This window comes from Pirellulales bacterium, from assembly GCA_035533075.1.
Taxonomy (GTDB): Bacteria; Planctomycetota; Planctomycetia; order Pirellulales; family JAICIG01; genus DASSFG01.
In genome coordinates, this window is sequence record DATLUO010000144.1 from 16,607 (window position 1) to 39,623 (window position 23,017).

17 protein-coding genes and 2 pseudogenes are annotated in these 23,017 nt (G+C 63.4%); 13 read left to right on the plus strand and 6 right to left on the minus strand.

Features of this window, described 5'->3' with window-relative positions; all coding sequences use genetic code 11:
• Positions 1-18 precede the first annotated feature (18 nt).
• The 8 genes from VNH11_18620 (at position 19) to VNH11_18655 (ending at position 12,719) form a co-directional block, all read left to right on the plus strand.
• Positions 19-1,722: a hypothetical protein gene (locus VNH11_18620; protein ID HVA48387.1), complete on the plus strand. Its 1,704-nt coding sequence runs from the start codon at positions 19-21 to the stop codon at positions 1,720-1,722.
• A 132-nt stretch (positions 1,723-1,854) separates the two neighbouring features.
• A complete protein-coding gene (locus tag VNH11_18625) occupies positions 1,855-2,904 on the plus strand; it encodes a hypothetical protein (GenBank protein HVA48388.1) in 1,050 nt (349 codons plus the stop codon).
• Positions 2,905-2,997: 93 nt separating this feature from the next.
• Positions 2,998-3,639 carry a MotA/TolQ/ExbB proton channel family protein gene (locus tag VNH11_18630; GenBank protein ID HVA48389.1) on the plus strand — a complete coding sequence of 214 codons (642 nt, stop codon included), beginning with the start codon at positions 2,998-3,000 and terminating at the stop codon, positions 3,637-3,639.
• A 52-nt stretch (positions 3,640-3,691) separates the two neighbouring features.
• A complete protein-coding gene (locus VNH11_18635; GenBank protein HVA48390.1) occupies positions 3,692-4,375 on the plus strand; it encodes a biopolymer transporter ExbD in 684 nt (227 codons plus the stop codon).
• Between the two features lie 233 nt (positions 4,376-4,608).
• Positions 4,609-5,301, plus strand: coding sequence for a biopolymer transporter ExbD (locus VNH11_18640; protein ID HVA48391.1), 693 nt, complete (start codon positions 4,609-4,611; stop codon positions 5,299-5,301).
• 4 nt (positions 5,302-5,305) lie between these two features.
• Positions 5,306-8,899 (plus strand): PQQ-binding-like beta-propeller repeat protein, encoded by a 3,594-nt coding sequence (locus tag VNH11_18645; GenBank protein HVA48392.1) that lies wholly within the window; start codon positions 5,306-5,308, stop codon positions 8,897-8,899.
• A gap of 77 nt (positions 8,900-8,976) precedes the next feature.
• Positions 8,977-10,566, plus strand: coding sequence for an ABC transporter substrate-binding protein (locus tag VNH11_18650; protein ID HVA48393.1), 1,590 nt, complete (start codon positions 8,977-8,979; stop codon positions 10,564-10,566).
• The gene (locus tag VNH11_18655; protein ID HVA48394.1) at positions 10,563-12,719 is read left to right on the plus strand and encodes a hypothetical protein; all 2,157 of its coding nucleotides are present in this window, start codon (positions 10,563-10,565) and stop codon (positions 12,717-12,719) included. The genes VNH11_18650 and VNH11_18655 overlap by 4 nt, the downstream gene beginning before the upstream one ends.
• Positions 12,720-12,736: 17 nt before the next feature.
• On the opposite strand, the gene VNH11_18660 is transcribed toward VNH11_18655, so the two are convergent.
• Together VNH11_18660 and VNH11_18665 are read right to left on the minus strand one after the other, a co-directional pair.
• Positions 12,737-13,978 carry an MFS transporter gene (locus VNH11_18660; GenBank protein HVA48395.1) on the minus strand — a complete coding sequence of 414 codons (1,242 nt, stop codon included), beginning with the start codon at positions 13,976-13,978 and terminating at the stop codon, positions 12,737-12,739.
• A gap of 407 nt (positions 13,979-14,385) precedes the next feature.
• Positions 14,386-15,111: a DUF4058 family protein gene (locus tag VNH11_18665; protein ID HVA48396.1), complete on the minus strand. Its 726-nt coding sequence runs from the start codon at positions 15,109-15,111 to the stop codon at positions 14,386-14,388.
• Between the two features lie 406 nt (positions 15,112-15,517).
• Between VNH11_18665 and VNH11_18670 the strand changes: the two genes are divergently transcribed.
• Positions 15,518-15,922 (plus strand): serine/threonine-protein kinase, encoded by a 405-nt coding sequence (locus VNH11_18670; GenBank protein ID HVA48397.1) that lies wholly within the window; start codon positions 15,518-15,520, stop codon positions 15,920-15,922.
• A 55-nt stretch (positions 15,923-15,977) separates the two neighbouring features.
• Here the strand turns inward: VNH11_18670 and VNH11_18675 are convergent, their stop codons facing one another.
• Positions 15,978-16,952 carry a hypothetical protein gene (locus tag VNH11_18675; protein ID HVA48398.1) on the minus strand — a complete coding sequence of 325 codons (975 nt, stop codon included), beginning with the start codon at positions 16,950-16,952 and terminating at the stop codon, positions 15,978-15,980.
• A 293-nt stretch (positions 16,953-17,245) separates the two neighbouring features.
• Here VNH11_18675 and VNH11_18680 point away from each other — a divergent pair, with 293 nt between their 5' ends.
• The 3 genes from VNH11_18680 (at position 17,246) to VNH11_18690 (ending at position 19,884) form a co-directional block, all read left to right on the plus strand.
• Positions 17,246-17,764, plus strand: coding sequence for a hypothetical protein (locus VNH11_18680; GenBank protein HVA48399.1), 519 nt, complete (start codon positions 17,246-17,248; stop codon positions 17,762-17,764).
• A 178-nt stretch (positions 17,765-17,942) separates the two neighbouring features.
• Complete coding sequence (locus tag VNH11_18685; GenBank protein ID HVA48400.1) at positions 17,943-18,884, plus strand: hypothetical protein; 942 nt, start codon at positions 17,943-17,945, stop codon at positions 18,882-18,884.
• Positions 18,885-19,332: 448 nt separating this feature from the next.
• Positions 19,333-19,884 (plus strand): hypothetical protein, encoded by a 552-nt coding sequence (locus tag VNH11_18690; GenBank protein HVA48401.1) that lies wholly within the window; start codon positions 19,333-19,335, stop codon positions 19,882-19,884.
• Between the two features lie 346 nt (positions 19,885-20,230).
• On the opposite strand, the pseudogene VNH11_18695 reads toward VNH11_18690, so the two are convergent.
• From VNH11_18695 to VNH11_18705, 3 genes and pseudogenes are all read right to left on the minus strand, one after another.
• Positions 20,231-20,524 (minus strand): annotated as a pseudogene (locus tag VNH11_18695) (transposase).
• Positions 20,460-21,443, minus strand: a pseudogene (locus VNH11_18700) (transposase). The pseudogenes VNH11_18695 and VNH11_18700 overlap by 65 nt, the downstream one beginning before the upstream one ends.
• A 280-nt stretch (positions 21,444-21,723) precedes the next feature.
• Positions 21,724-21,915: a hypothetical protein gene (locus tag VNH11_18705; GenBank protein HVA48402.1), complete on the minus strand. Its 192-nt coding sequence runs from the start codon at positions 21,913-21,915 to the stop codon at positions 21,724-21,726.
• Positions 21,916-22,792: 877 nt separating this feature from the next.
• On the opposite strand from VNH11_18705, the gene VNH11_18710 reads away from it, so the two are divergent.
• On the plus strand, positions 22,793-23,017 hold a 225-nt coding region (locus VNH11_18710), incomplete at its 3' end, for a hypothetical protein (GenBank protein ID HVA48403.1).

Here is a 23,017-nt window from a genome sequence, read left to right on the forward strand (position 1 = left end):
CGGCGGAAACCGACCCGATTGATTCACCTGGCCTCGTTGGCGGGCGCGCTGGCGCTGGCCGGCTTGCTCGGCGCTACGCCGGCCGGCGCGCACGGCTGGCACAACGCCGCGCTCACCACCTCGTCGCTCGAAGAATGGTTGGGCGACGTGCAACGGGCAATTCCCGACATCTTGAAGCGGGCCACCGAAACCGAGCTGCACGCCGGACGCGGACTGGAAGACCTGAAGAAACAACGGCCTGGCAGGGGACAGGCCAGGCCCGCTGCGCCCGCCCCGCAGCGGGGCCGGCAGATCATCTCGCAGTTGACACCTCAGCAACAAGAGTTGTTGGGCCGCAAGGCCGAAGACGCCCTGGAGGCGCTGGCCTTCATGGATCCGGCCAATATCTTTCCGGAAGAGTTTCCGCGGTTCGATCTGAGCAAGGTCTCCCAGTATCGCGAGACGGCGGTGAAGCTGTTGAGGTTGATGGGCCCCGTCGGCACGCGGGCCGTCATTTCAGAGCTGCGGGCCGAGCTGATGGGCATGGGCCGCTCGCAAAAGGCGACCGATTATCGCGTCAACCCGGCCCGTTACGGTGCCTTGCTGGCTCTCCTCTATGAAGGCGTGTCGGTGGGTGAAGCCGATGCCGAAGACGTGAACAGCCTGCACATCGCGACAAAAGGAGCGAAGCCGCCACCGCTGGACGCCCTGGCCCGGCTGGTCGAAGAAACCTTGACGGCCGCCGAGGCGAGCCGCGACACCCTGCCGAAGCTGGCTGACCGGCTGATCGCCCCCGGCGATGCGCGGCTCAAGGAGCTATTGCTGGCGGCGCTCGAAAAACGGCTGCCGGAGGCGACCATCGACGAGCTTGCCGAGCTGATGCAGCATGTGGAAGGCTCGGTGCGTCAAAAGGCCACGCTCGCCCTGAGCAAGCGGGCCGACGAATTCAGCGTCGCGCAGCTCATCGATCTCGAATCGAAGTTGCTGAATAAGAATGTGCAAATCAAGCGGACTTTCTATGAGATCTTTCGCATGCTCATGCCGAAGGCCACGGGCGAGGAGCTGCTGGCGCTGGCCAAGCAGGATGACTTGGCCGTGAGAGCGTTGGCCCAAGGCTTTCTGGCCAAGAGCATTCATTCGCAGAGCGTCGCCGGCCTGCTGGACATGCAGCAGTTGTTTGCGGGCGATCCGCTGGCGCGGACGATTGCCGCCGAGCTCACGAAACGCAGCCCCAAATACGCCGACGTCAAAGACCAGCTTGAACAAATCATCGCGTTCCTCGGCTCGACCGACGCCGAAACGGCACGGGCGGCCGAGCGGCAGGCGGCCAACGCCTTTCAGCGCGCGCCGATTCGTGAATGCTTGCGCTGGTTGGCGACCGACGACGACCGTTTGCAAAAGCTGATCTGGAAGCAGATCGACGGCCGGATTGCCCGTGCCGATGCGCAACGCGAAAGCGGCTACCGGCAGGTGGCGTTCGAGGAGCTGGCCGACGATGACGTCGAGCGCGGCAGCCGCCTGGCGGCCATCGAGTTGATCGAGCGCCTCGCGGACCCCGCGTCGGCCGGCCTGTTGGTCGACGTGCTGCCGAAGCTGCCGCGCGAGCTTTGGCCGCGGAGCGGCGAGGCCCTGCGCAAGTTGACGCGGCAAGATTTTGGACCGCGCCCCGGCGACGGGGCCGCCGAGCTGAACGCGGCCTTGGAGAAGTGGCGGGCTTGGCTGAGCGCACGGAGCAAGCAATGAAAAACAAGGTCGACGGTAGACAGGCGTCAGACAATTGCCAATTTGCAATTTGCGATTTGCGATTTGCAATCTTCCCTCCCCGTCTGCCGTCTGCTGTCTACTATCTACCGTCTACCCGAAGGCGACGTCATTATGACCCCCACGCATTCCGCAACACCACCTCAGCAAGCCCCGGTCCCGACCGAGGCTAGCGAGCCCGAATCGCCGCGACCGCCTTCGGCCTGGCGACGGTTCTGGCACCGCTATTCGCCCAACGGCGAGTTTCCGCTATCGAGCTGCTCGTCGTTGGCGATTCACGTCTTGCTCGTGCTGTTGCTGCTTCTGATGGCCAAGGTGCTCCAGAAGCATGAGCGGGCGGCGCCGGGCGTCGATGTGGTTGTGGTGGGCGACGGGCCTGAAGCGGCTGCTGGCTTGCAAGCGGGTGGACCGGGCGAGTCATCCGCCCTGGCCGAGACTTCGCCCACGGATTCGCCCCAGCCGGCCGACTTGGCCGAACTGCCGGCCGAGCAACTGCAAACGAACGTCGCGGCGTCTCCTTCGACGGCGTCGCTGGTGGCCGACGACGCGGTTTCATCGGAAGTCTCGCAGGCGGCGCAGCGGGCAGCGCAATCGGCGGCAAGGGCACGGGAAGGTCTGGCAAGGGCAAAAGAGCGGCTGCGGAAGAACATGAGTCAGGGCGGCGGCGGCACGGCGGTCGGCGGGAGCGGCAACGCCGCCGCCGGCAATTCGCCGGGCGGAGGCGGTTCAGGCGCCACCGGCCGCGCTGCCCGGCCCGGCCGTTGGATCCTCCGCTTCCGCAGCGTTTCGGTCGAAGACCTGCTGGCCCAATACGCGGGGCTGGGCGCGGAGCTGGCATTTCCCACGCAAGGCGACAAATTTCGCTTCTTTTACAACCTTACATCGCGGCCGCCGCTGTCGCGGATGCAGGGTCTGGAAAAGGAGACGCGGCTCTATTGGCAAGAAGCCAATCCACAGTCGCTTACCGGGCTGACGCAATATCTGGGCTTGCCGCTGGTCTCTTACATGCTGGCGTTCCTGCCGCAAAACGTCGAAGACCGAATGGCCCGCATGGAAGAGGCCTATGCCGGCCTGAAGGAAGACCAGATCGCCAGCACGACCTTCGAAGTCGTCCGCCGCGGCGGCGGGTATGATGTGCAGGTCGTCGAGCAGAAACCGAGGTAAACCTAAAAAGACACTGCCGGATGGCAACCGTACGAACTATGCTGGAATCGAGCCCAGAAGCGTCTGCGACCGGCAAGTAACCTAGGACTATCGATGAGCATCTCGCACATCATTGAAGCGAACGGGCCGTTCTTCACGATCATCTTCACCGTCGTGAGCCTGGCCAGCATGACGGTCGTCTTCTGGCGCTGGTGGTTGAACTATCACGCCAAGACCGACCTGGCCGATTTTCTCGGCCGCCTCGAGCCGGTGCTGGAAAAGGAAGGCGTCGAGGGGGCGATTCGTCTCTGCGATGAAGAGCCGGGCATCCTGCCCAAGCTCTTCACCACCGCGCTGCAAACCGGGCCGGAGGGCAAGGTCGCCACGCGCAGCGCGTTGGCGAACCTGATCGAGCTGGAGATTCTGCCCGACTTGAACTTCCTGCTGCCGCTGATCCTGGTGCTGGCCAAGCTGTCGCCCATGCTGGGGCTGTTGGGAACGGTGTGGGGCATGATCCTGGCGTTCGAGAAGATTGCCGGCGCCACGAAGGTCAACCCCAGCGACCTGTCGAACGACATCGGCATGGCCCTGTTCACCACGGCGGAGGGCCTGCTGATCGCCATTCCGCTGATCTTTGCCTACACCATGTTTCGCGAGCAGGTCAACCGTTTCGAGCTTGACTTGCAGCGCGGCGCTCAGGCGGCGATGAATCTGGTGGCCAAGATGGGAAAAAAGTCCGTAGTCAGTGGTCCGTAGTCCGTTGCCACGGACCACGGACTACGGACCACCGACCACAAACAACGGACAAATGGCAGACATACTGGATCTGAAAGTCGTCGCCCTGGGCCGCGTTTACCGCCGCGTTGGGCTGAGCAAGCTGGTGAGCTGGGCGATGGAAGGACGGATCGCCACGGCCGATCTTGTTTGCGCGACGGGCAGCGACCGGTGGCGGTCGGTGCTCGATGTGCCGGAGTTGGCGGCCAGCTTGCCGCAAGGCGTGGCGCGTGCCGGCGCTGCGGCGGAGGAAGAGGACGCCGAGTTCGACGTCGACCAGGCGAGCCAATGGGTGGCCCAGCGGCCGCGGCGTCGCCCGGAAGAGGCCGAGATGGACATGACGCCGATGATCGACGTCACCTTTCAACTCTTGATTTTTTTCATGCTCACCAATCACCTGGCCAATCCGGCGCCGACGCTCCTGCCCGAAGCCGTTCACGGTCGGGGCGTCGACGCGGAAGGGCGGCAGGCGATCGTCATCGACGAGCACGGCGACTATTATCTGGGCGACACGATCAAGCCCGAAGCGAAGGCCACGTCGCTCGACGCGCTCGTCGACGAAGTGCGGCTCAACGCCCGAGCCGCCGGGCAGCCGCTCGACGTGATCGTCAGCGCGCACCGGAGCGTGAAGTACGTCCGCCTTCGCGAGCTCGTCGAGCGGTTGGGAACGGTTTCGAACTTGGGGAAGATATTGATAGGAGTAGAAGAGAAACAATGAGCAGCCGTAAGGTCGGAACAGTCCGGCACGCCGGCACAAGCGGTGGCCGGGGCAGAGCTTGGCCGGGCGGGGCTGGATTTGCCAACACGCCCTGCGGCCAAGCGATGCCCCGGTAACAGCACCACCGGGGCATCGCTGGCCGACGGCGTTTTGGGGACTGCACGACCCCGACCCGGCCAGCTTCTGCCCCAGCCACCCCCCTGAACCCTGAACCCTGAACCCTGAACCCTCTCATGTGGCGCGTTCGCACCGAAGACGATTCCGGCCCGGGCCGCCAGGTCCGCTTCGAGCGGCTGGCGCGGGGCATCGAAGACGGAGTCTGGAGCGAGACCGACCAGGCCCGCGGCCCCAACGACGCCGATTGGCGGCTGATCGGCGAGCACCCCGAGCTGGAAGAACATCTTCCGCCCGCGCCGCCCTTCAAAGCGGGCGAACGTGACGAAGCCGAGATGGACATGACGCCGATGATCGACGTCACGTTCCAGTTGCTGATTTTTTTCATGATCGCGGCCACCTACGTCGTGCAAAAAACGCTGGAGCTGTCGGCGGCCCAGGCCGAAGAGGCGCCGGCCGCGGTCACCCTGTCGCAATTGGCCCAGGACAACATCATCGTCAAGGTGGCCCGCGACCGGTCGGTATCGGTCGACGGCGTCCCGGCCGCGATCGACGGCCTGACCGACGCGCTCCGCCAGGCCGCCCGGCGGCGCAAACGGGCCACCGCCGAGCTGGTGCTCGACGTGGACGATGAGGTCGACCATGAAACCGTGGTCAAAGCGATCGACGCCGCGGCGGGCGCGGAAATTGAGAAGGTTCATTTCGTCTCGCGTGGCCGCTCCACGCCTGGTCCGCGATCGCCGGGCAAATCGACCGCGCCCGGCGAAGAGCCGCCGCTCGACTTGCCCGGCGGCCTGTCACCCACAAAATGATTGCATGGCACCACGTCCGGCCGACTCCGAATTGATCGACGTCGCATGTCCCGCATGCGGGGAAGTGTACCATTTGCGGCCCGATTCGGTCGGCAAGTACCTGGAGTGCTTCAACAAGCTCTGCCGGCGACGGTTCAAGATCGAGCCGATCGTCGCCGGGGCGGAGGCCGTCGAAGCCAGTAGTCTGGAAGTGCTGAACGCGGCGCCGGTTGAGATGGAACAGCCGGTCGAGAGCGTGAAGGCAACCGCGGTGAATGCCGAGGCGGCTGACGAGGTGCCGCCGGTGCAGATCCCGCCAGCCAAGCTTGCCGCGTCGCCGGCGGCGATCAAAGCACCGAGCTTGCTTCCGGCGCCCGTCTCTACGGCCGTGGCGCCGAATTCCTCGTCGATTTCTTCCAGGCCCGCGGACGTGCCTCAGGCGGAGCAGCCCGATGCGGCTCCGTCGGCGGCGCCGCCGCACCCGCGGTCGCGGCGCCGCGGTCCGCCGAGGTGGGCGGTGAGGCTGGCGGTGATCGGTGCTGCGGCGCTGGGGGTGCTGGCAAGCTACGTCGGCGTCTTGCAGTTTCAAGAATGGTCGAAAAGTCCCGAAGAGGAATGGAAAAAAGCCCAGGCCCTTTATCAGGACCATAAATGGGACCATGCCCGAGCGGCGCTGGCCAAGTATGTCGAGCGGTTTCCTCAGGCGCCGCAGGCGGCGACCGTGCCGTTCTTTCTCGATATGTGCGATGCGGGCAATGAGGTCTTCTCTCCGACCGGTGACTTGACGCGCGGCATGGCGGCGCTCGATCGGCTGTTTCGCTCGCACCGCGACAGCCCGGCCTACCACGATTATGCCGGCGACCTTTTCCAGGCGCTGGGCCGGCTGATCGAGCGATCGGTCGAGCGGGCCAGGCAACTGAGCGAACTGGCAGAACTGCAGCGGGCGAAAAAGGCCGCCGGCGATCTCGATCGGGCGCGCCAGGCCCACGAGTTGTTGCGCACGGTCGCCGAAGCGATGAAGGATGCGTGGGTGCCCGAACGCGTGCAAAAGCTGGGCGAAAGCGTCGACGAAACAGCCCGAAGCGTGAAGCTGAATCTGACGCGCATTGAGATCGTCGCGAATTTTCGCCGCGTGCCCGGCTTCCCGCTCGAAGGCGACCTGGGGAGCGTTTATGCGCGCATCGAAGCGTTGCTGCACGACGAACCGGAGTTGGCCGACGACCCGCGGATTCTCAAGGAACAGTCTTTGGCGCATCGCTCTGAGTCGGCCCGCGTGCGTTATCGGCCGTTGCCCGCCGACGATGCGGAAGCGGCTGCCGTCGGCGAGACGGCCGCGGGACAGACCTTGGCCATCGTCTGGCAGCCGAGCGACGACGGCGGGCCGGCCGCCCCGGCCGACGACGCCTCGGCGGTCGTCGTGACTCTGGCACAAGGCGTATTATATGCGTTCGATGCCGCCGGCCGGCCGCGTTGGGCGCGACGCCTGGGACTCGACGTCGATTGTTTGCCGGTGCGGATGCCCGCCAGCGCCACGTCGGGCGAAGTGCTCATCGTGCGGTCGAGCGCCGAACAGTCCGTTTTGGCGCTCGACGCAACGACCGGCGCCGAACGTTGGCGTTTCGCGGCGCCGGCGGCCATGACCGCACCGCTGACGCTCGTCACCATTGCCGACCAAGGCGGCGGCAAGCCGCTCCTGCGCGGACTGCTGCCGACCGCCGACGGACGCATTCACGTGCTCGAACCGGTGCTCGGCAAGCGGCTCGGCTATTACGAGGTCGGCTGGCCGCTGACGGTCGGCGGCGCCTACGATCCCGTCACGCGGCGGATCTATTTCGCGGCCGACTTCGATCGCGTGCTGGCGATCGACCCGGCGGCCATCGACAACGGCAAACAAGCGGCCTGCTCGTCGGTCTTGTTCGCCAGACACGCCAGCGGTTCGCTGCGCAGCGGGCCGCTGGTCGTCGGACCGTATCTGGTGTTGATCGAAGCTTCCGATCTCGACCGGACGCGGCTCCGCGCCTATTTGCTTTCGGAATCCGGCTTCGCCGATGCCGACGCCTCGCCGTTGGCCGAGCAGACGGTGTCGGGGTGGTCGTGGTTTGCTCCGCAAGCCTCGCCCGACCGCTTGATGTTCGCCACCGACCAGGGCGAGCTGGGCTTGTTCGGCCTGAATCTCGACAACCAGTCGGAAGCCATCTATCGGCTGATCGAAGACACGGCGCAGCCGCCCAGCACACTTTTGTCCGGCGCCAGCGGCACACGGACGTTGCTGGCGCATGCCGAAAACCAGTCGCTCTGGGTGCAGGCCGGGCGGGCGCTGCGCCGGCTGTCGCTCAACATGCTTCAGCAGAGGGTCGATACGGTCTGGACGGGCGAAGAAACGCCGACCCACGTCGCGGAGATACCCCTGCACGAACCACAATCGAGGCGCGTCGATCGGCGCCTGCTGCTTTACTTGGGCACCATGAGCGGCGACGCCAATCGCTGCGAGCTGGCGGCGCAGGAAGCCGAGACGGGCACGGCGCTGTGGCGCCGCCAGGTCGGCTTGCATCCGGCGTGCGACCCGCTGCTGGAAAATGGCCGCGTGACAGTGGCCGACCGTGGCGGACGGATTGCCACCTTCGACCTCGACCGTCCGCCGTCGGGCAAAACGACGCTCGTCGAGCCGGCCGACCACGAGACGTTGCCGGCCGGCGCCGGCGGGCCGCTCATGATCGAGGCCGACGACGGTCGTCCGCGGCTGTTTGCGAGAACGGCCGATTCGAGCGCCGTCGCCGTCCGGCCGCTTGATCCGCAAGCGGCCTGGCAGGTGCTTCAGCCGCCGGCCGAAGTGCTCGGCCGCCCCTGCCTGTTGGCCGGCGCGCTGGCCGCGGTTTGCTCCGACGGCTTGCTCCATCGCATCGCGGCCGGCGGCGCCGCGGCCGATGTCAACGATCAGCCCTTTGTGTGGTCGATCGCAGCGCAGCCGTCGGGCACCGCGATCAGCGTCACGCCCGCCGGACACGAAACCGTGCTCGTCTGCGACGGCCGGGTCTTGCGGCGGCTGCAATACCAGGCGCGCGGTTCCGTTGGGCAATGGCTCGAGATCGGCGAGAGCTATGCGGCGGAAGGGATGCTGACCGGCCGGCCGCTCGTCTACGGCGAGCACATTTTTATCGCCGGCGTTTCGGGCACGGTAGAAGTACACGATGCCTACGACCCGGCGCACGTGGTCCACCGCTGGTCGCTGGCCGGAAGGCCGACGAGCGAGTTGTTCGTTCGAGCGGGACGCGTGCTCGTGGTCATCGACCAGAGCGTGATCGTCTCGCTGACGGCGGCGGCCGACGAATTGGCTGACGGGCCGAACTGGGCGAGCGAGCGTCGTCCGGGCGCGATCTGCGGTCAGCCGCCAGCCCACGGTGACACGTTGATCGTCACCGACGCCAGCGGCACGATTTGTGGATTGAACATGGACGACGGCAAAACCGTCTGGCAAACCCGACTCGCCGAAGGCCAGGCCCCGGCCGCGGCCGCCGTGGCGTCGGCCGAGGGGTTCTTGCTCGTACCGCTGGTCGACGGCACGCTGGCCGTGGTGCCGCTACCGTCACCCGGTACACAACTGACGGAGGCGGCGGAATGATCTATGCCGCACCACCCTACGTTCGTTGTCAGAACGAAAACCATGCGCCGAGGTCCCGCCTACCACGCGCAGCGCTGATGACCGCAACTTTTCTGATCGCGATGCTCATCGCCTTCCGTGCAGCACCACAAACCTCGGACGACGTCGCCCAAAGCGTCTATCCGACGCTGCACTGTGCCTATGCCGAGCTGCCCACCACGTGGCTGCCGCACAACGCACGGCTGCCGGTCGAGCGGCAGGCCGCGGAATTGCTCTACAGCCGGCTGGTGCGTCCGGTGGCCGGCGATGCAGGATATGAACCGCAATTGGCCGTCGAATTCCCACTCGCGTTGGCCAAAGGGCGGTCGTTCGAGCTGCCGCACGCGCCGCCGGCGAAATGGTCGGACTATTCCGAGCAACAGCCGCACCTGGTCACCGCGGCCGACGTGGCGTGGACGATTCGACTGCTCGGCCGCGAGGCCATGCCCGGTTTTTCGCCCGCCTGGTCGCAAGCGCTGGCGGGGGCCGGGCCCGCCGGGGCTGACGACCCGTTCACGCTCTCCATCCGGCTGGCCCGCGATCACTGGGATCCGCTGTCGTTCATGCACTTTGCGATCTTGCCCAAGCATCGCTTTCCGCAGGGCGGCACCCAGCAGGAGTGGCAAGCGTTCGACGAACAGCCCCTGGGAAGCGGGCCGTATCGACGGGCAGAGCACAACGACCAGATGGTCCGCTTTGTGGCCGGCTCCGACGTTCCCGCCAGGCCCGCCATTCGCGAGATCACCTTTCATGTCTTGTCGCCCGACGAGGCCGTGCTGCAGCTCTACGAAAAGCGGTTGCAGCTTGTGGCCGATTTGCCTGCCGCCTTGGTCAAGCAAGTCAAAGAGCGCGGCGGGCGTGTGGTCACGCTGCATCCGCCGAGCGTCTGGTTTTTGGCGCCCAACTTCCGGCATCCGGCGATGCAAAGTCAGGACCTGCGTTTGGCTCTGGCCCACGCCATCGATCGCAAGGCGATCCTCGACGCGGTCTTCCGCCCATCGGGCGGCGAGAGCGATCACGCCGAGTTGACCGGGCCGTTTCCGCACGACTGCTGGGCCTATGATGCCGACGTGCCCGCCTTCGACGGGCAGCAGGCAAGTCCGCTGGCCGACGAGGCGAAACGAAAGCTCGGCAACCTTCCGCCGCTGAAGTTGGTATACCGAGCGAGCGAGCCGGGCGCGGAACAGGCCTGCCGGCAGATGGCGGCCCAGGTGGGCAAAGTGGGCATCGAGTTGGAGTTGACGGGTTTGAGCGCCGCGGAGTTTTTTCCGCGCGTTCTCGACCTACACGATTTCGACCTGGTTTATTGGCGGCACGATTTCAGCGACCAGACGTTTTGGCTCGGCGGCCTGCTCGACCCCGACCCGCGCAGTCAGGCCCGCGGAGGGCCCAACTTTCTGGGCTATACGCCCGACGCCTCGGTGAACGAGTTTTTCCGCGACCTCGCTTTGCACAAGCGGTTCGTCGATTTGCAGCGGACGATGCACAAGTTCCACGCGCACGTGGCGCGGACGGCGATCGTGATTCCGTTGTGGCAGCTCGACACCTATCTGGCGATCGACGATGCGTTGGCCGGCGTCGAGCTTAGTCCCCTGACGCTCTTCGGCGACGTGGCGAACTGGCGGTTCAAAGGCGGGGAGGGTCAATGATTAACGTGTGGTGCAACATGATGGTCGATTATCAAAGCCGGCAATGCGCGTGCTTGCTGGCGTGTTTGATGAGTGTGTCCCTGGCCTCAGTCTCTCTTGCCGCGCAGGTCGACGCTCACGCTCGCGACCCCTATCAGATCACGGTCGTGCTCGACTTCGCCGACCACGCGGCCCTGACACCGCTATTGGCCGACACGGTGGAGCGCCAGACAAGCGATCAACTGCGCCGCTTATTCGGCGACTTGGCCCAGGTGCGCGTCGTCAGACGCCACCCGCTCATCGACCGGCTGGCCCACAGCGATCTCTCCGAGCTTTCGCTCTCTCACGCAGATTTCCGGTCGGCGGAATTGTTCCACGACGCGGACGATACGATTTTTCTGTTCCGGCTCGACTATGGCGACGGCTTTTATCGCGTCTCCTGGAGGCAGATCCTTCGCGACGTCGAGCAAATCGGTCCGCGCGGCACGAGCACGACGCCGGACCGCGCCTGGCTGGGCAAGGCCGTCTGCCTGGCGGTGCGTGACGACTTCGCCCCGACCGCCCTGCTGACGCCCACCACCGACCTGCACCAGGTCGAACTCGTATTCCGCGGTTCGCAGTCTCGCGGTTGGCGGCTGTTGGGCCGCTGGCTGACGCCGGGCAGCGTGTTGCAGCCCTTTTGGGTCGTGCTGGAAGGCGACGGCACGTTGGCCCGTGTTCCGGTGCCTTATACCGTGCTGCGCGTCGAAAACCAGACCAGCTCCTACTGGGCCAATATCGAAACGAACTTGCCCCGGCCTTGGCGGCGCGGCCCGCGCATCGTCGGCTTTCAGGCCGTCAGGCTGCCGACCCGCACGGGGCGGTTGAACTTGCGGCTGGTCGATCAGGCGTCGGGAGCTCCGGTGCAAGCGGCCACGGTGTATGCCAACGACCGCGGTTTCGAGGCGATCGACGACGCCGACCTGCTCGGCTCGCCCGACCCACGCGGGCAGGTGGCCGCGCCCCGCACGTTCAACCACGTGGCCTACATCCGCATTCGCCAGGGCGCCGGCTCGGCCATCGACTTTCCGCTGCCGATCACCGCCGACGAGTGCGACCTCGTTTGCCGCTTGCCGGTGGACCGTGCCGCCACGAAAAAAGGCGACTTCGAGCGAGAGCTGGGCTATCTGGTCGCCGACGTGCGGGCATTGCAAGCACTGCTGGCCGAAAAGATCCGCCAGATCAACCTGACCAACGCCGACAAGCGATATGAAGCGGCGCTACGCATCGGCCAGGCGCTGCTGTCGTCGCTCGACAAGCAGCTTGCCGGGCTTAAACGCAACGTCGGCATTATCCATCAAGAGGCGAAGGAGTTGGGCCAAGACAAAAACCCACGATTGAGCTGGCTGGCCCAGCAGCTTGGCGAAATCGAGCGGCAGCATGCCGGCCTGCAAACGCTGACGGCCAATCTTGCCCGGACCATCGAAAAAAACGACGCCCAGGGCCGTGCCAACGTGTTGATCGAGCTGGGCAACCAATCGCTGCGCGAGGGAAACATCGACGACACTCTCGATAAATACACGCTCGCGCTCGGCGAACAGCCCGACCAACCGCAGCTTGCGCAGCGAACCGCACAGCTCAAGAAGCAGTGGGAAGTGCAAAGCCCCGATCACGGCGCCGGCCGGCGGTTCTTTTACAAGCTGTGGCCGGCAGTCGACCTGCCGTCGCTGGAGGCCAGGCTGCCCGAAGCCGAGCAGGCCTTCGACCGGCTGGAGAAAGCCCAGGACCATTTGGCGGCGCTCAAAGTGTTGAAGGTCAACGAAAAGCACTTGGGCGCGCTCGACCAGTTGGTCGAGCAGCTTGCCGGAAAAAGCGGCGAGCAAGACCAGGCCGAGCACGAAAAGTACGTGGGGGTGCTGGAGCGATTGGCAAAGCTGCAGCAGCGCGTGGCGTCGTTTTGCGATGCCGACATGCCGCAGGCTCTGGCGGTCGCGTCGGAGCCGGCGGCGAACAACAAACCGCCGATCGCTGAACCGCCGGCGTCGCCGCAGAACGCGGTCCAACCGGAGAAGCCGACGCGGTCGGCTCCCAAGGCCGCGCCCGCCAAAACACCGCCGAAATCGAAACCAAAACCTGCCGGTCCGCTCGACGAGGAGGAGCCTCCGCTGAGCCAGGCGGGCGGGAGCCGCGCTTGAAGGAGCCGGCCTACTGATCACGACCGTGCTTCATCCGGCGGTTCGGGCAGGAGGCAAGCGAAGGCCGCGGCGGGTAGGAACAAGAAGCCGGCATAGAACAGCGCGAGGCGATAATCGCCGACCCCGTCGGAGAACAGGCCAAAAAAGACGGTGCCGATGCCTGCCACGATGCGGCCGAAGTTGTAGCAGAACCCCGCGCCCGTCGTGCGCAACAACGTGGGAAACAGCGGCGGCAGATACATCGTGAACAGGGCAAACGCCCCCTGGCACAGCCCGATCGCCGCGAACCCGGGCCAGAGAGCGTGGTGATCGCGCGGCACATAGTACGTGGCGAACATCGCCAGAAAGTAAGCCAAAAACAGGCCGGCGATGGCCAGCCGATATGTCAGCCAGCGTGCGATCAACCCGGCCAAAAAATTGCCCGCAATCGACGACAACATGACCAGCCAGACCGCCTGACTGACGAGTTGGCTCTTTTCAGATTCCGTCCAGCCGCTGATGTCGGCCATGTTTCGCAGGTGCTGCGGATACCAGAACGTAAACGCCCAATGCGCTGTGAGCGAAAGACCGCAAACCACGAGCGTGAGCAGCGTGACGCGGCGCACGCGGCCGCGGAACAGGTCGAGGAAAGGCGGCGCGACGTGCGAAGTTTGCCGCCGTGCCCGTTGCCATTCTTCCGGCTCGGGCACGGCGCGGCGAATCCACAACACCAAGAGCGCCGGCAGCACGCCGACCAGGAACACCGACCGCTTTGGGTAGGCGGCCAAGAGAAAGTTGGCCAGGCTGGCCAGCATGATGCCGCAATTGACGCCGGTTTGCAGAACGGCCGCCATCCAGGGCCGCCAACTTCGCGGCCAGGTTTCGGAGAGCAGCGACGCGCCGACGGCCCACTCTCCACCCACGCCCAGCGCCGCCAGAAACCGGAAGATCAGCAATTGCCACCAGGTGTGGGCGAAATACGACAGCCCGGTGAAGATCGCGTAGGTGAGAATCGTGAGCATCAAGCCGCGACTGCGGCCGATACGGTCGGCAATGCGGCCAAAAAAGCCGCCTCCCAGCGCCCAGCCGATCATGAACGCCCCTTGGATCAAAGAGCTGTAGTAGCCGACCTGGCGATCTTTCAGGTCCGATATATCGAGCAGTTCGGCAACGAACGGCGTCGCGACGAGCACATAGAGGTGCATGTCGAGACCGTCGAAGAGCCACCCCAGCCAGGCGGCGATGCCCGACTTGAGTTGCTGCCCAGACAAATCACGCAAACGTGAAATCTCCGGGCGGCGTGCGCCGCCGTCGGCCGATGCGGGACACGCTTGTCCAACGCCGGAGTCCGCTGCGGGAAGTTCTTCCGAGAGGGGAGAAGCAGGCGTCGCTTGAGGATCCATGTTCACGAGCAGGGTGTCTTGAGTACCGGAGCAGCATTGGATGGGGGTCGGTTTGGTGCATTCCAAAAATACTGCCCCATTGCACGGTTCGCCAGAGGTTGGCGATCTCCCGACCGGGCCACCCCGCCGGGCCGCGAAACACGGCAGACGCGCTTCTCGACAGTTCAAATCCCGTCGCCCCGACTTCCAGCCTGATGGCCGCGGTTGACGACTTGCCGGGGGCGAGTCGGTGAAGGCCAGCTTCGAGGAGCCGCGCCTTGCACGAGCGTCGCCTCGTGCCTGGTCTATGTCAGACGCAGCCGACGGCTGGCGTCGATATACGTCGCCTCGAGCTCGACCGGAACGCACACATCGCCTCTCAAATAAAGCGGGAGCGTCGGCAGAGGTTGCCCCAGAAAAAGCTCCGTCGGCCACATATCGACCACGTCGGCCGAATCGCGGCGGACCGGCCGATACCCGACGGCATAGAGCGATTCCTCACGGCCGAAGCGGAATCGTGACGCGCAGCGCATCAAGTCAACAATCTCGTTGTGCAGGTTTCCATGGCGGTTGGAAACGACGTCGATAACAATCAGGCTGACGCCTTCATAGAGGTAATTGGCACACTTCGCTGCAAAGGCCCGCCGCTCTTCGGCGCGGTCTTTGTTGCCCGGGCTGGCGAGCTCGATCGCGCCGACAAGAACCGCGCCGCCTTCGTTGCGGAACACCCGAACGCGAAACGCCCCTGGAAATACGCAGGGCATCGAGAGCGCCGCTGGGGGAGCGCTCCAGACGCGCATCGGAAGCGTCGCCGTCGCCAGCCCCCCGCCGGCCCCTTCGCCGGGCGCTTCGAACGTCGCTACGTCGATTTCTACGCGGCCCGTGGCGTGTGTTTCAGGCTCGGCGAAATAGTCCGGCGGCAAGAGATCCGCGTTTAACGCGTCGGCAATTGCGCTGGCCCAACGCGAGTGAAACGCCTCCCAGTGCCGTTGCGGGTGAAGAGGGGCATGGAAATGATCGAGTAACGGCATTTCTGAATCACTCTCGAATGAGTTGGATCTCTTCCCCGCGAAGCTTATGTCGCATTCTACACCGCCAGCCCCGGCCGACGCAACGCTCACAACGACTCGGCCCATCACGCGCTTGGCCCCAGGGCGGTGGGCGGCCGGAGGCAACGGTCGATCACTACCCTGCGAAGAACGCCAGCGCTTGCCCGTCGATTTCCGACCCGCATTCGTCCGCTCATGGCCGGTTCCTGCCGGGAACCAAAATCGCCGGCCGCTACCCAATCGTGTCCCTCGCCGGCCGGGGCGGCATGGGTGAGGTCTATCGCGCCGATTGCCTTGAAGCTCGGTCATCCGGTGGCGCTCAAATTTCTGCCGCGCGGCGTCGCCGAGAGTTCCCAGACGCTTTCAGTTATTTGTGAGCGAGGTGCGCTTGAGCCGGCAGCTCGCGCATCCCAATGTTTGCCGGGTCTATGACATCGACGAGATGGAGGGCCAGCACTTTCTGTCGATGGAGTTTATCGACGGCGAGGACCTAAAGGGTTTGCTGCGCCGCATCGGGCGTTTGCCCAGGGACAAGGGCCTCGAGATCGCCCAGCAGCTTTGCGCGGGTCTGGCGGCGGCCCACGAGAAGGGGGTGTTGCACCGAGATCTGAAGCCCGCCAACGTCATGATCGATGGCCGGGGTCAGGCGCGCATCACCGACTTCGGCCTGGCACGCCTGGAGGACAGCGCCAAAGGCGCCGGCGAGATTGCCGGCACGCCGGCCTACATGGCGCCCGAACGATTGGCGCGCGGCGAGACGACGATTCAGAGCGTTTTCGCATGCCGCGCGTGATTCAGGGATCAATACCGGGCATAACACCGAGGTAAGGCACAACCTTGAGATGGGATCATGTTGGCGCGCCACCCGCGACTTGTGGCGACTTTGGCTCGGCACGCGGCCGCGCTTTCTTGGTTAACACCTTAGCGACCCGCTTTCGTGCGGCATCAGCTTTTTCGTCTTCCAAGATTTCTCGCTTCAACACTTCGTCGATCAAGACCGCCTTGATTTCGTCGGCACTGATTTTCACATCCGGCGACACCCGGCGAAGTACGCGGCGCACCAGACTCAAAACTTGGTCCGATGAAATGATGGCGCCAATAAAATAGCGGTTTAATGCCTCCTTCCGCTCGTCGAGCAACTCGAGGGCCGATTTCGCCCAGCCCTCCTTGCTGATCGTATAGATTTTTTCAATGCTCGACTCCGACTTCCGGTCAAGTTCGCTGATGCGGAACTCAAGGACGAGCTCGCATTCAATGGGTTTGTCGAAGACGAGCTTCAAGACCTGCCAATGATCGCCGTTGGTCAGGACGACCCAGTCGATGCCTTTGTCGGCGGCATAGCCCCTCGCCTGGCCACGGTGGTCCCTCAGTTCCTTGCCGATCGCCTTGACCTCAATCAGAAGCTGGATCTTTTCCTCCAACTTGACGGCCAGGTCGGCAAAGTTCGCTTTCACTTTGCACTCGGACGTGATCTCCGAAAATCTGTCGTAACCAAAAAGCTCCGCCAGCATGTCATGCACGAGCGCCACCGTATCGCCCTCGCCGACATCTTTCGCTTTTGCGGCGGCGACGATTGGTTGGAATTTCTTGATGTTGGTGACGATCCGGTCACGCACCCGACTAGGAATGGCACTCATGGCTTCGGCTCCTTCGCAATTGTGGGCAGAACAACACACCCAAGGTAGCCCGGGCGTCCCGCCCATGCAAGTTTTGGGCTGCATGGCGAGTTCGCCCTTCTTGCACGGATCCATGACGTGGTTCGCGCCGATGACATGCGTCGGCGGGTGCGCGGTCTGCGGCTGCTGATCTGTGCGAACCGGCATCTCGTATACAATCGGTTCCTGACAGCTTTCTTGCCACGATGATGATCAACCGCCGCGTCGCCCTGGCAATGCTCGAGGCGAGTAAGTAAGGGGCGATCGCCAAAGGGCGCCCCGCCACGAAACCGCGCCCGTTTTTTTTCGGATGCGTTCGGGGGGGGGCGAGCCGCCACCGCGTTTGGCCAACGCCCTATCGGCAAACTAGCCCCACCCCATCGCCCCATCGAGCCGCTGGTTGACTGGCCATCTGCGGCACGCTTACACTTGGTCTGGGGCACGTTCACCCAGAGAACAAGATGAGCATCGAACAAAAGCTTGCCGCGTTGGAACGTCGTTGCCGTCGACTGCACGGATATTTGGCCGTTGTCGCAGTCGCAGTACTTTTGCCCTGGATGGTGGGGGCAAAAGACAACGTCCAGGAAGTCGTCCGCACCCGCAACTTTCTGCTCTATGATTCGGACGGCAAGCAGCGTGGTACGTGGATGTGCCACGCCGACGGAAAGGCGCACTTCTTCCTTACTTCACCCGACGGCAAGCTTTCGCTCGTGCTGGTTGCTGATAACGAGTCCTCGTCGATCGAAGCCGACCTGAACAACGAGGCCAAATGGATCGCTGAAGCCGACGCGAAGGGGGGCACGTGCTCCGTTATTTCGGCTGGCGGCAAACTGTCTATTGCGTTGCGCTCCGATGACAAGGCAGCCACGGCGGAAGCTGCACTCGACAATGCCGCCCAATGGATCGCCGGGGCTAGTGCGAAGGGGGGCAGATGGGCGATTCGACGCGACCCGACCAAGGACATCGAAGTCCGCGACTGACGGACGTTGAACAGTTGCGGCCGTTCTTGAAGTAAGGCGACGCCTTGACGGGTGCCGGCGCGATGGTAAACTCTCGGCATCGTGTGGCCGCCGATAGCTACGCTGGCGGCGCTAAGAATCTGGCCCCGCGGCTGGGCTGGCCCGACGAAGCAAACGTTTTCTCTCGGAGTACCGTACCGTGCGATTTGCCCTCGGCTTGGTGTTCTGTTTCGTGGGGTTTGCCGCGATCGCAGACGAGCCGCCAGAACGGCTAAAAGCCATTTGGGAAAAGCGGGAAGAATGGCTGGCGAGTTTGCAGCGACAGGCCGACAGCCGCGAAGCCGGCCGGGCGGCAGGCGAGAAACGACGTGAGATACAGGCCGCGTCCCGGCGACTTGACGAAATCAACAAAGAGCTATCATCGCAGCCGGACGCCAAAAAGGTAGCCGAGCTTAAAAAGAAGCTTGCAAGTCCCCGCTGGCCGGATGCGATGAAAGCAAAGTTCAGGAGCGACCTGAAAAGGGAAGCATCAAAAAGACCAAACGGCCGACGAACGGCAGAATTGAAAAAAGAAGCCAAGGAAATCGAGTCGAGGATGGCCGAGTTGGCGGTGGCTGAAAAGCAGCCGGTCGCGGCCCAGGACGTCGTATCAGCCAAACGAGCCGACCTGACCGCCTGGCCGGAACTTGACGTATCGGGTTTGTCGGTGGGCGATGTGGGTCGCTTGCCGGCCTTCCCGGTCGGTGAAATCAGGACGCCTGATCGAATCGAGATTCAGCGCGCGGCCGATGCGTTCGATGCAGGTGAAGAGCCGCCAGACTGGCGTGTGAAAAGAGTTTCCAAGTTCACGTCGCTAGCGGCCGTCAAGGGCAGGCACAACGTCAAGATTGTTCAAGTTCTGAGCGATAAAGAAGCGCTGGCCGCACTGCACGATATTGGCAAGGCCGGCCCCGCCAGTGCCGTGGTGTTTCGGCTGCAAGGCATTGATGCCTCGCAGCTCGCCGATGATTCAACGATTGCTGTCAACGGCGTCATGGAGGTTTCTAGAATTGAAAAGTACGAAACGATAAATGGTAGAACAAAAACTGTGTTTGTTCTTGAGCCGTTCGACGTCGAACAGTTCCGGCCGTTCTTGAAGTAAGGCGGCGACCCGGACGGGACGGCGGCGCGATGCTAAGCCCAAGGCATCATCGCGTGGCAAATGATCGGCCGATGGTCGCCTTGACGCGGCCCCCGCGGCGCCCAGCAGCGCGGTCCCTGCCCGCTGCACGGTTCCTCGGCTGGCACGAGCTACTGCTTCGCGGTCAACCTCGGGCGGCAAGCGCTCCAGCGTTTCAAGTGCGGCCGAGCGGGCAACGCGCTTGATCTCTGGGCCGCCGCGACCGGTCAAAACCTCTATGAGGCGGCCAGCGACTTATGCCACCGCCTGAACACTCACTTGCCGGCGTTACCCGACCCACAACCGAACAGAGAGGAGGAAACCGTGCTTCCTTGCCCATGTCTTGTACAATGCAACCAACGTGACCCTGTTTCCCTTGTAACTCGCTAACTCGATCAAGCGCTCTTCCAGATCAGGCTGAACAAGACATATGGACGCGCTGGTATCCTTTGCGTTTTTGATGTGGGTGGTCGTCTGCGGGACGGTCGGATATTGCATCGGTCAAGCAAAAGGGCAGACGGGCCGCGGGGTTTTTTGGGGCGCATTTCTTGGCCCGATTGGCTGGCTCGTGGCTGGAACGCTTGCTGACTTGCGGGTCTTCTGTCCGGCCTGTCGAAAGGCCGTTGACCCGGACGCAACAAAATGCCCTTACTGCCAATGCTCGCTGCCGTCGCAAACCAAACCCAAGGAAGAGGAGATCACTTGGGAGTCAACAAAGCAAATTAGTCAGGATTTAGTGGGGCCCTTCATCGAGCTGTTCGTAGAACTGGCCTTACTGACTAAAAGCATCGCTCTGTCGCTGTGGTCGGCGGCGAAGTTCGCCGCGACGGCTGTGAGGCAAGTCCCCGGTAAAACCAACGAGCTTCTTTGGTCGTTGACCGGTCGTGACAACGCGATTGTTCACCATTTTTTGTTGTGCCTGATGGGCGTTTCGCTTGGCATATCCTTCACGCTGCTGGTGTTGCTTTTTTTGCAGCGGTAGCTCTGCGGGTTGTTTCTTTGCCCCCTGGAGCCGATCGACCAAGAGCCTTGCGGAATGCGGCGGGGCCGTTTTGCGTTTGCGGGGCCTTGAAATCCGCCAGCCGCGCTTTATGATGCTGCGCATTCCTAACGACCAATTGGACGCTGGGCGCCTAGTCCGGCACTTCGGATTCGCTTGGACATGCAAGCAGTAGTTTGGCCAATTTGACTTTGGAAGGCAAACGCCTGCGGTGGGGCGGGCAATAGTCGTTGTGCCGCGGCTGTCGCAATGGTTTGCCCGTGTAGGTCCAGTTGAATGGATGGGCCATCGTGAAATTGTAATAATCCAGGAACAGCCGAAGCTTCTCTTCCAAGTCAGCGACTGACGGAAAGCTGCCTCTGCGGACCACCTTTCGCATGATGATCCCAAACAGGGTCTCGATCTGGTTCAGCCACGAACTGTGCTTGGGCAAGAACACGAAGCGGATGCGATGCGATACGTCGGACAAGAATTGGCGGCATGTCGCCTGACATTTCAGGATGCCTTCCTTCCCTTTTTTTTCCCAACGGCCTATTCGGCTCGCATCGTTCTGCCACCCATTCCACCAGCCCTGCGGACCAATGAATGTTGAGCGTGTCGACGATGAAAACCCAGTTTGCATCCGGATCGGCCGCCACCGTCCGCTCGATGTGCGAGACAAAATCGCTTTCGGTACGGGTCGGTCCCAGCGTGGCTTGGCACATCTGTCCCGTCACCACATCGAAGCTGCCAATCAGGGTCGTTGTGCCGTGGCGAGCGTACTCGAATTCCTCGCGGGCAACCTGATCGGGCAGAGCTGGCTTGGCAGGGGCGATCCGCTCCAATGCCTGAATGCCCGTCATTTCGTCGCAAGAGACGGTGTGCGTTGCGTCCTGTTCGTGAAGAGTCGGAGCCGCTTGGTAGGTCTTACAAACCGTTTCCACCTGCTGCTGAAACAAGTCCGGATCCTTCTCCGTGGTGTTCAACCACATCTTCCGCCGATGCGGCCGTAACGCCGCTTTCCGCAAAAAATGGCCGATGCGAGAGAGCGAGATTTCCTTGACGATGCCCCGCTGGATGACTTCATCCCGCAACTCACGTTGGGTCCAATGCGTGATCGGCCGACCGGACCTTTCGGGCGGCTCGCAGGCGACGGCCAGGATCTGGGCGATCTGTTCGGCCGTAAAGGTGCCTGGAGAACCAGATCGTGGCGCGTCGCGCAGCGTATCGCGAATGGCTTCTCGTAGTCGCCTTGGTTCGCGACATTCGAGGCAGGTCAACGATTCCCAAGCGTCCTGCCAGCGCCGTCGCCAAGCGCCGACCTGCTTTCGCTCCAGCCCGACCTCCGCGGAAATGTCTTCATTCAAGCACCCCTCAAAGGCACGGAGGACGATCGTTGCCCGCTGAGCAATGACCTTTGCTTCACTCCGCGAACGGCTGAATTCCTCCAGGACTACTTTCTGACGTTCCGTGATCGTCACTTTGGCTGCCTTCCCTGGCATTGCTACGTCTCCCAGTTCCACTGAAATCCACGAGATGCACAGCATCGTCAATTCCCGCATTTCATGGGAGACCAATTTGAAACTGCCGGACTAGGCGCACGTTAACGGAGGGGCGACACGGGTGAATACCTCCGCCAGTGGGCCGCTAGATGCGCACCAACGCATCGCCGCAGAGAGCCACCGCGGCAGACGGCTTTGGTGGGCCGGATGACCGAAACATCTCTGCTAGCGGCAGTTTGATGGCAAGTCGGTGGGGAGTGTCGAGTCCCCTCTACGCCTCATGGCGCCGGCTTGCCTTCTTTTTGCGCCGCTGATGCCTGATCGGCTCCAGGCCTCCCCTTTAGTCCCTGGCACCGATGGACGTGACAATCTCGAATCGGCTCCCTTTCTTGGGAGAACGTTTGCGGCTTGATAGAAACTGCCGAACCACGAACATCAATTCCGTTTCGGTCAAGGCGCGGTAGGCCACGACCGTGTAGTGAATATCGCGCTCCCGATCAATCACTACGTTTCCCACGTTTGGGGCTAACATCGTTTCTTCTCCGTTACGGGTGGTGAGCGGGCCGCAGCAAAGTGGCCCAATACTTCCAGGTTAAATGAGAGGGTGGCAATCGGAAGAGCAGAATCTTTGGCCCAGAAAATCTCCGTCAAATCTCCCGACTTTGCGGCGCAAAGTGGGGTATTTTCGCGTATTCTTGGGTCGTGACGGGTAGTCTGGATTCGACATCAACCCGTTGTGGTATAATGGATTACGTTGACCAGACGCAGAACGGGGTCAGAACGATTTGGGAAATGGTTTTTGACCCGAATGGCAATGCCTGCGGGCTTTACGGATTGGCAGTCTTGGTCTCGGTGGCGGCGAAAGAGGGGACCACTTTAGCGGCTTAAGCGGGCCGCGCCCGCGATGGGTCGATCGCGGCCAGAGCGGACCAGGCGAAGCGGCTGGCCGGGCGGATCGCGGGCCAATGGCCCGCAAGGGAATGTCATGGTACGCTCTGTGATTCGGGCCGCGGATAGGAGACGGCCCGGGAAAAGGTGGCAGGCCCGGGAAAAGGTGGCAACCCGGGAAAAGGTGGCAACCCGGGAAAAGGTGGCAGGAACCGTTCTTTTTGTCGAAGCCGGCTTTTCGTCGCGTGATTTAGGTGAGAGGTCGCTCGCGGTGCGCGGCCCAGCCCGCTGCGCGATGAAAACGCGGGCGCGACGGCCGTTGCCGCACCGCCGGGACGGCTCGGCAGGGCAACACTTAGGCTCGTTCGCCGCAGTCTTCCAGCAAAGCCCCGCCGCGATTGGGGGCACGTGAAGGGGAGGGGGCCATTTTCGTATAGGCACCATCTCCGCTGGGGCGGCCACCGGGTACTGACGATTGAATCGAGGTCGAGCCGCGCGACGGCATCACCGAGGACCTGATCATGGCCCTCTCGCGGCTGAAAGACCTGCGCGTGCCGGCACGCACGTCGTCGTTCGCCTTCAAGGGGAAGAACGAGGACATCCGGCGCATCGGGCAGTTGCTCAACGTGGAGACGGTGCTGGAAGGCAGCGTGCGCAAGTCGGGCAACCGCCTGCGCGTGACCGCCCAGCTCGTGAAGGTGCGCGACGGCTTCCATCTCTGGAGCGAGCGCTACGACCGCGAGATG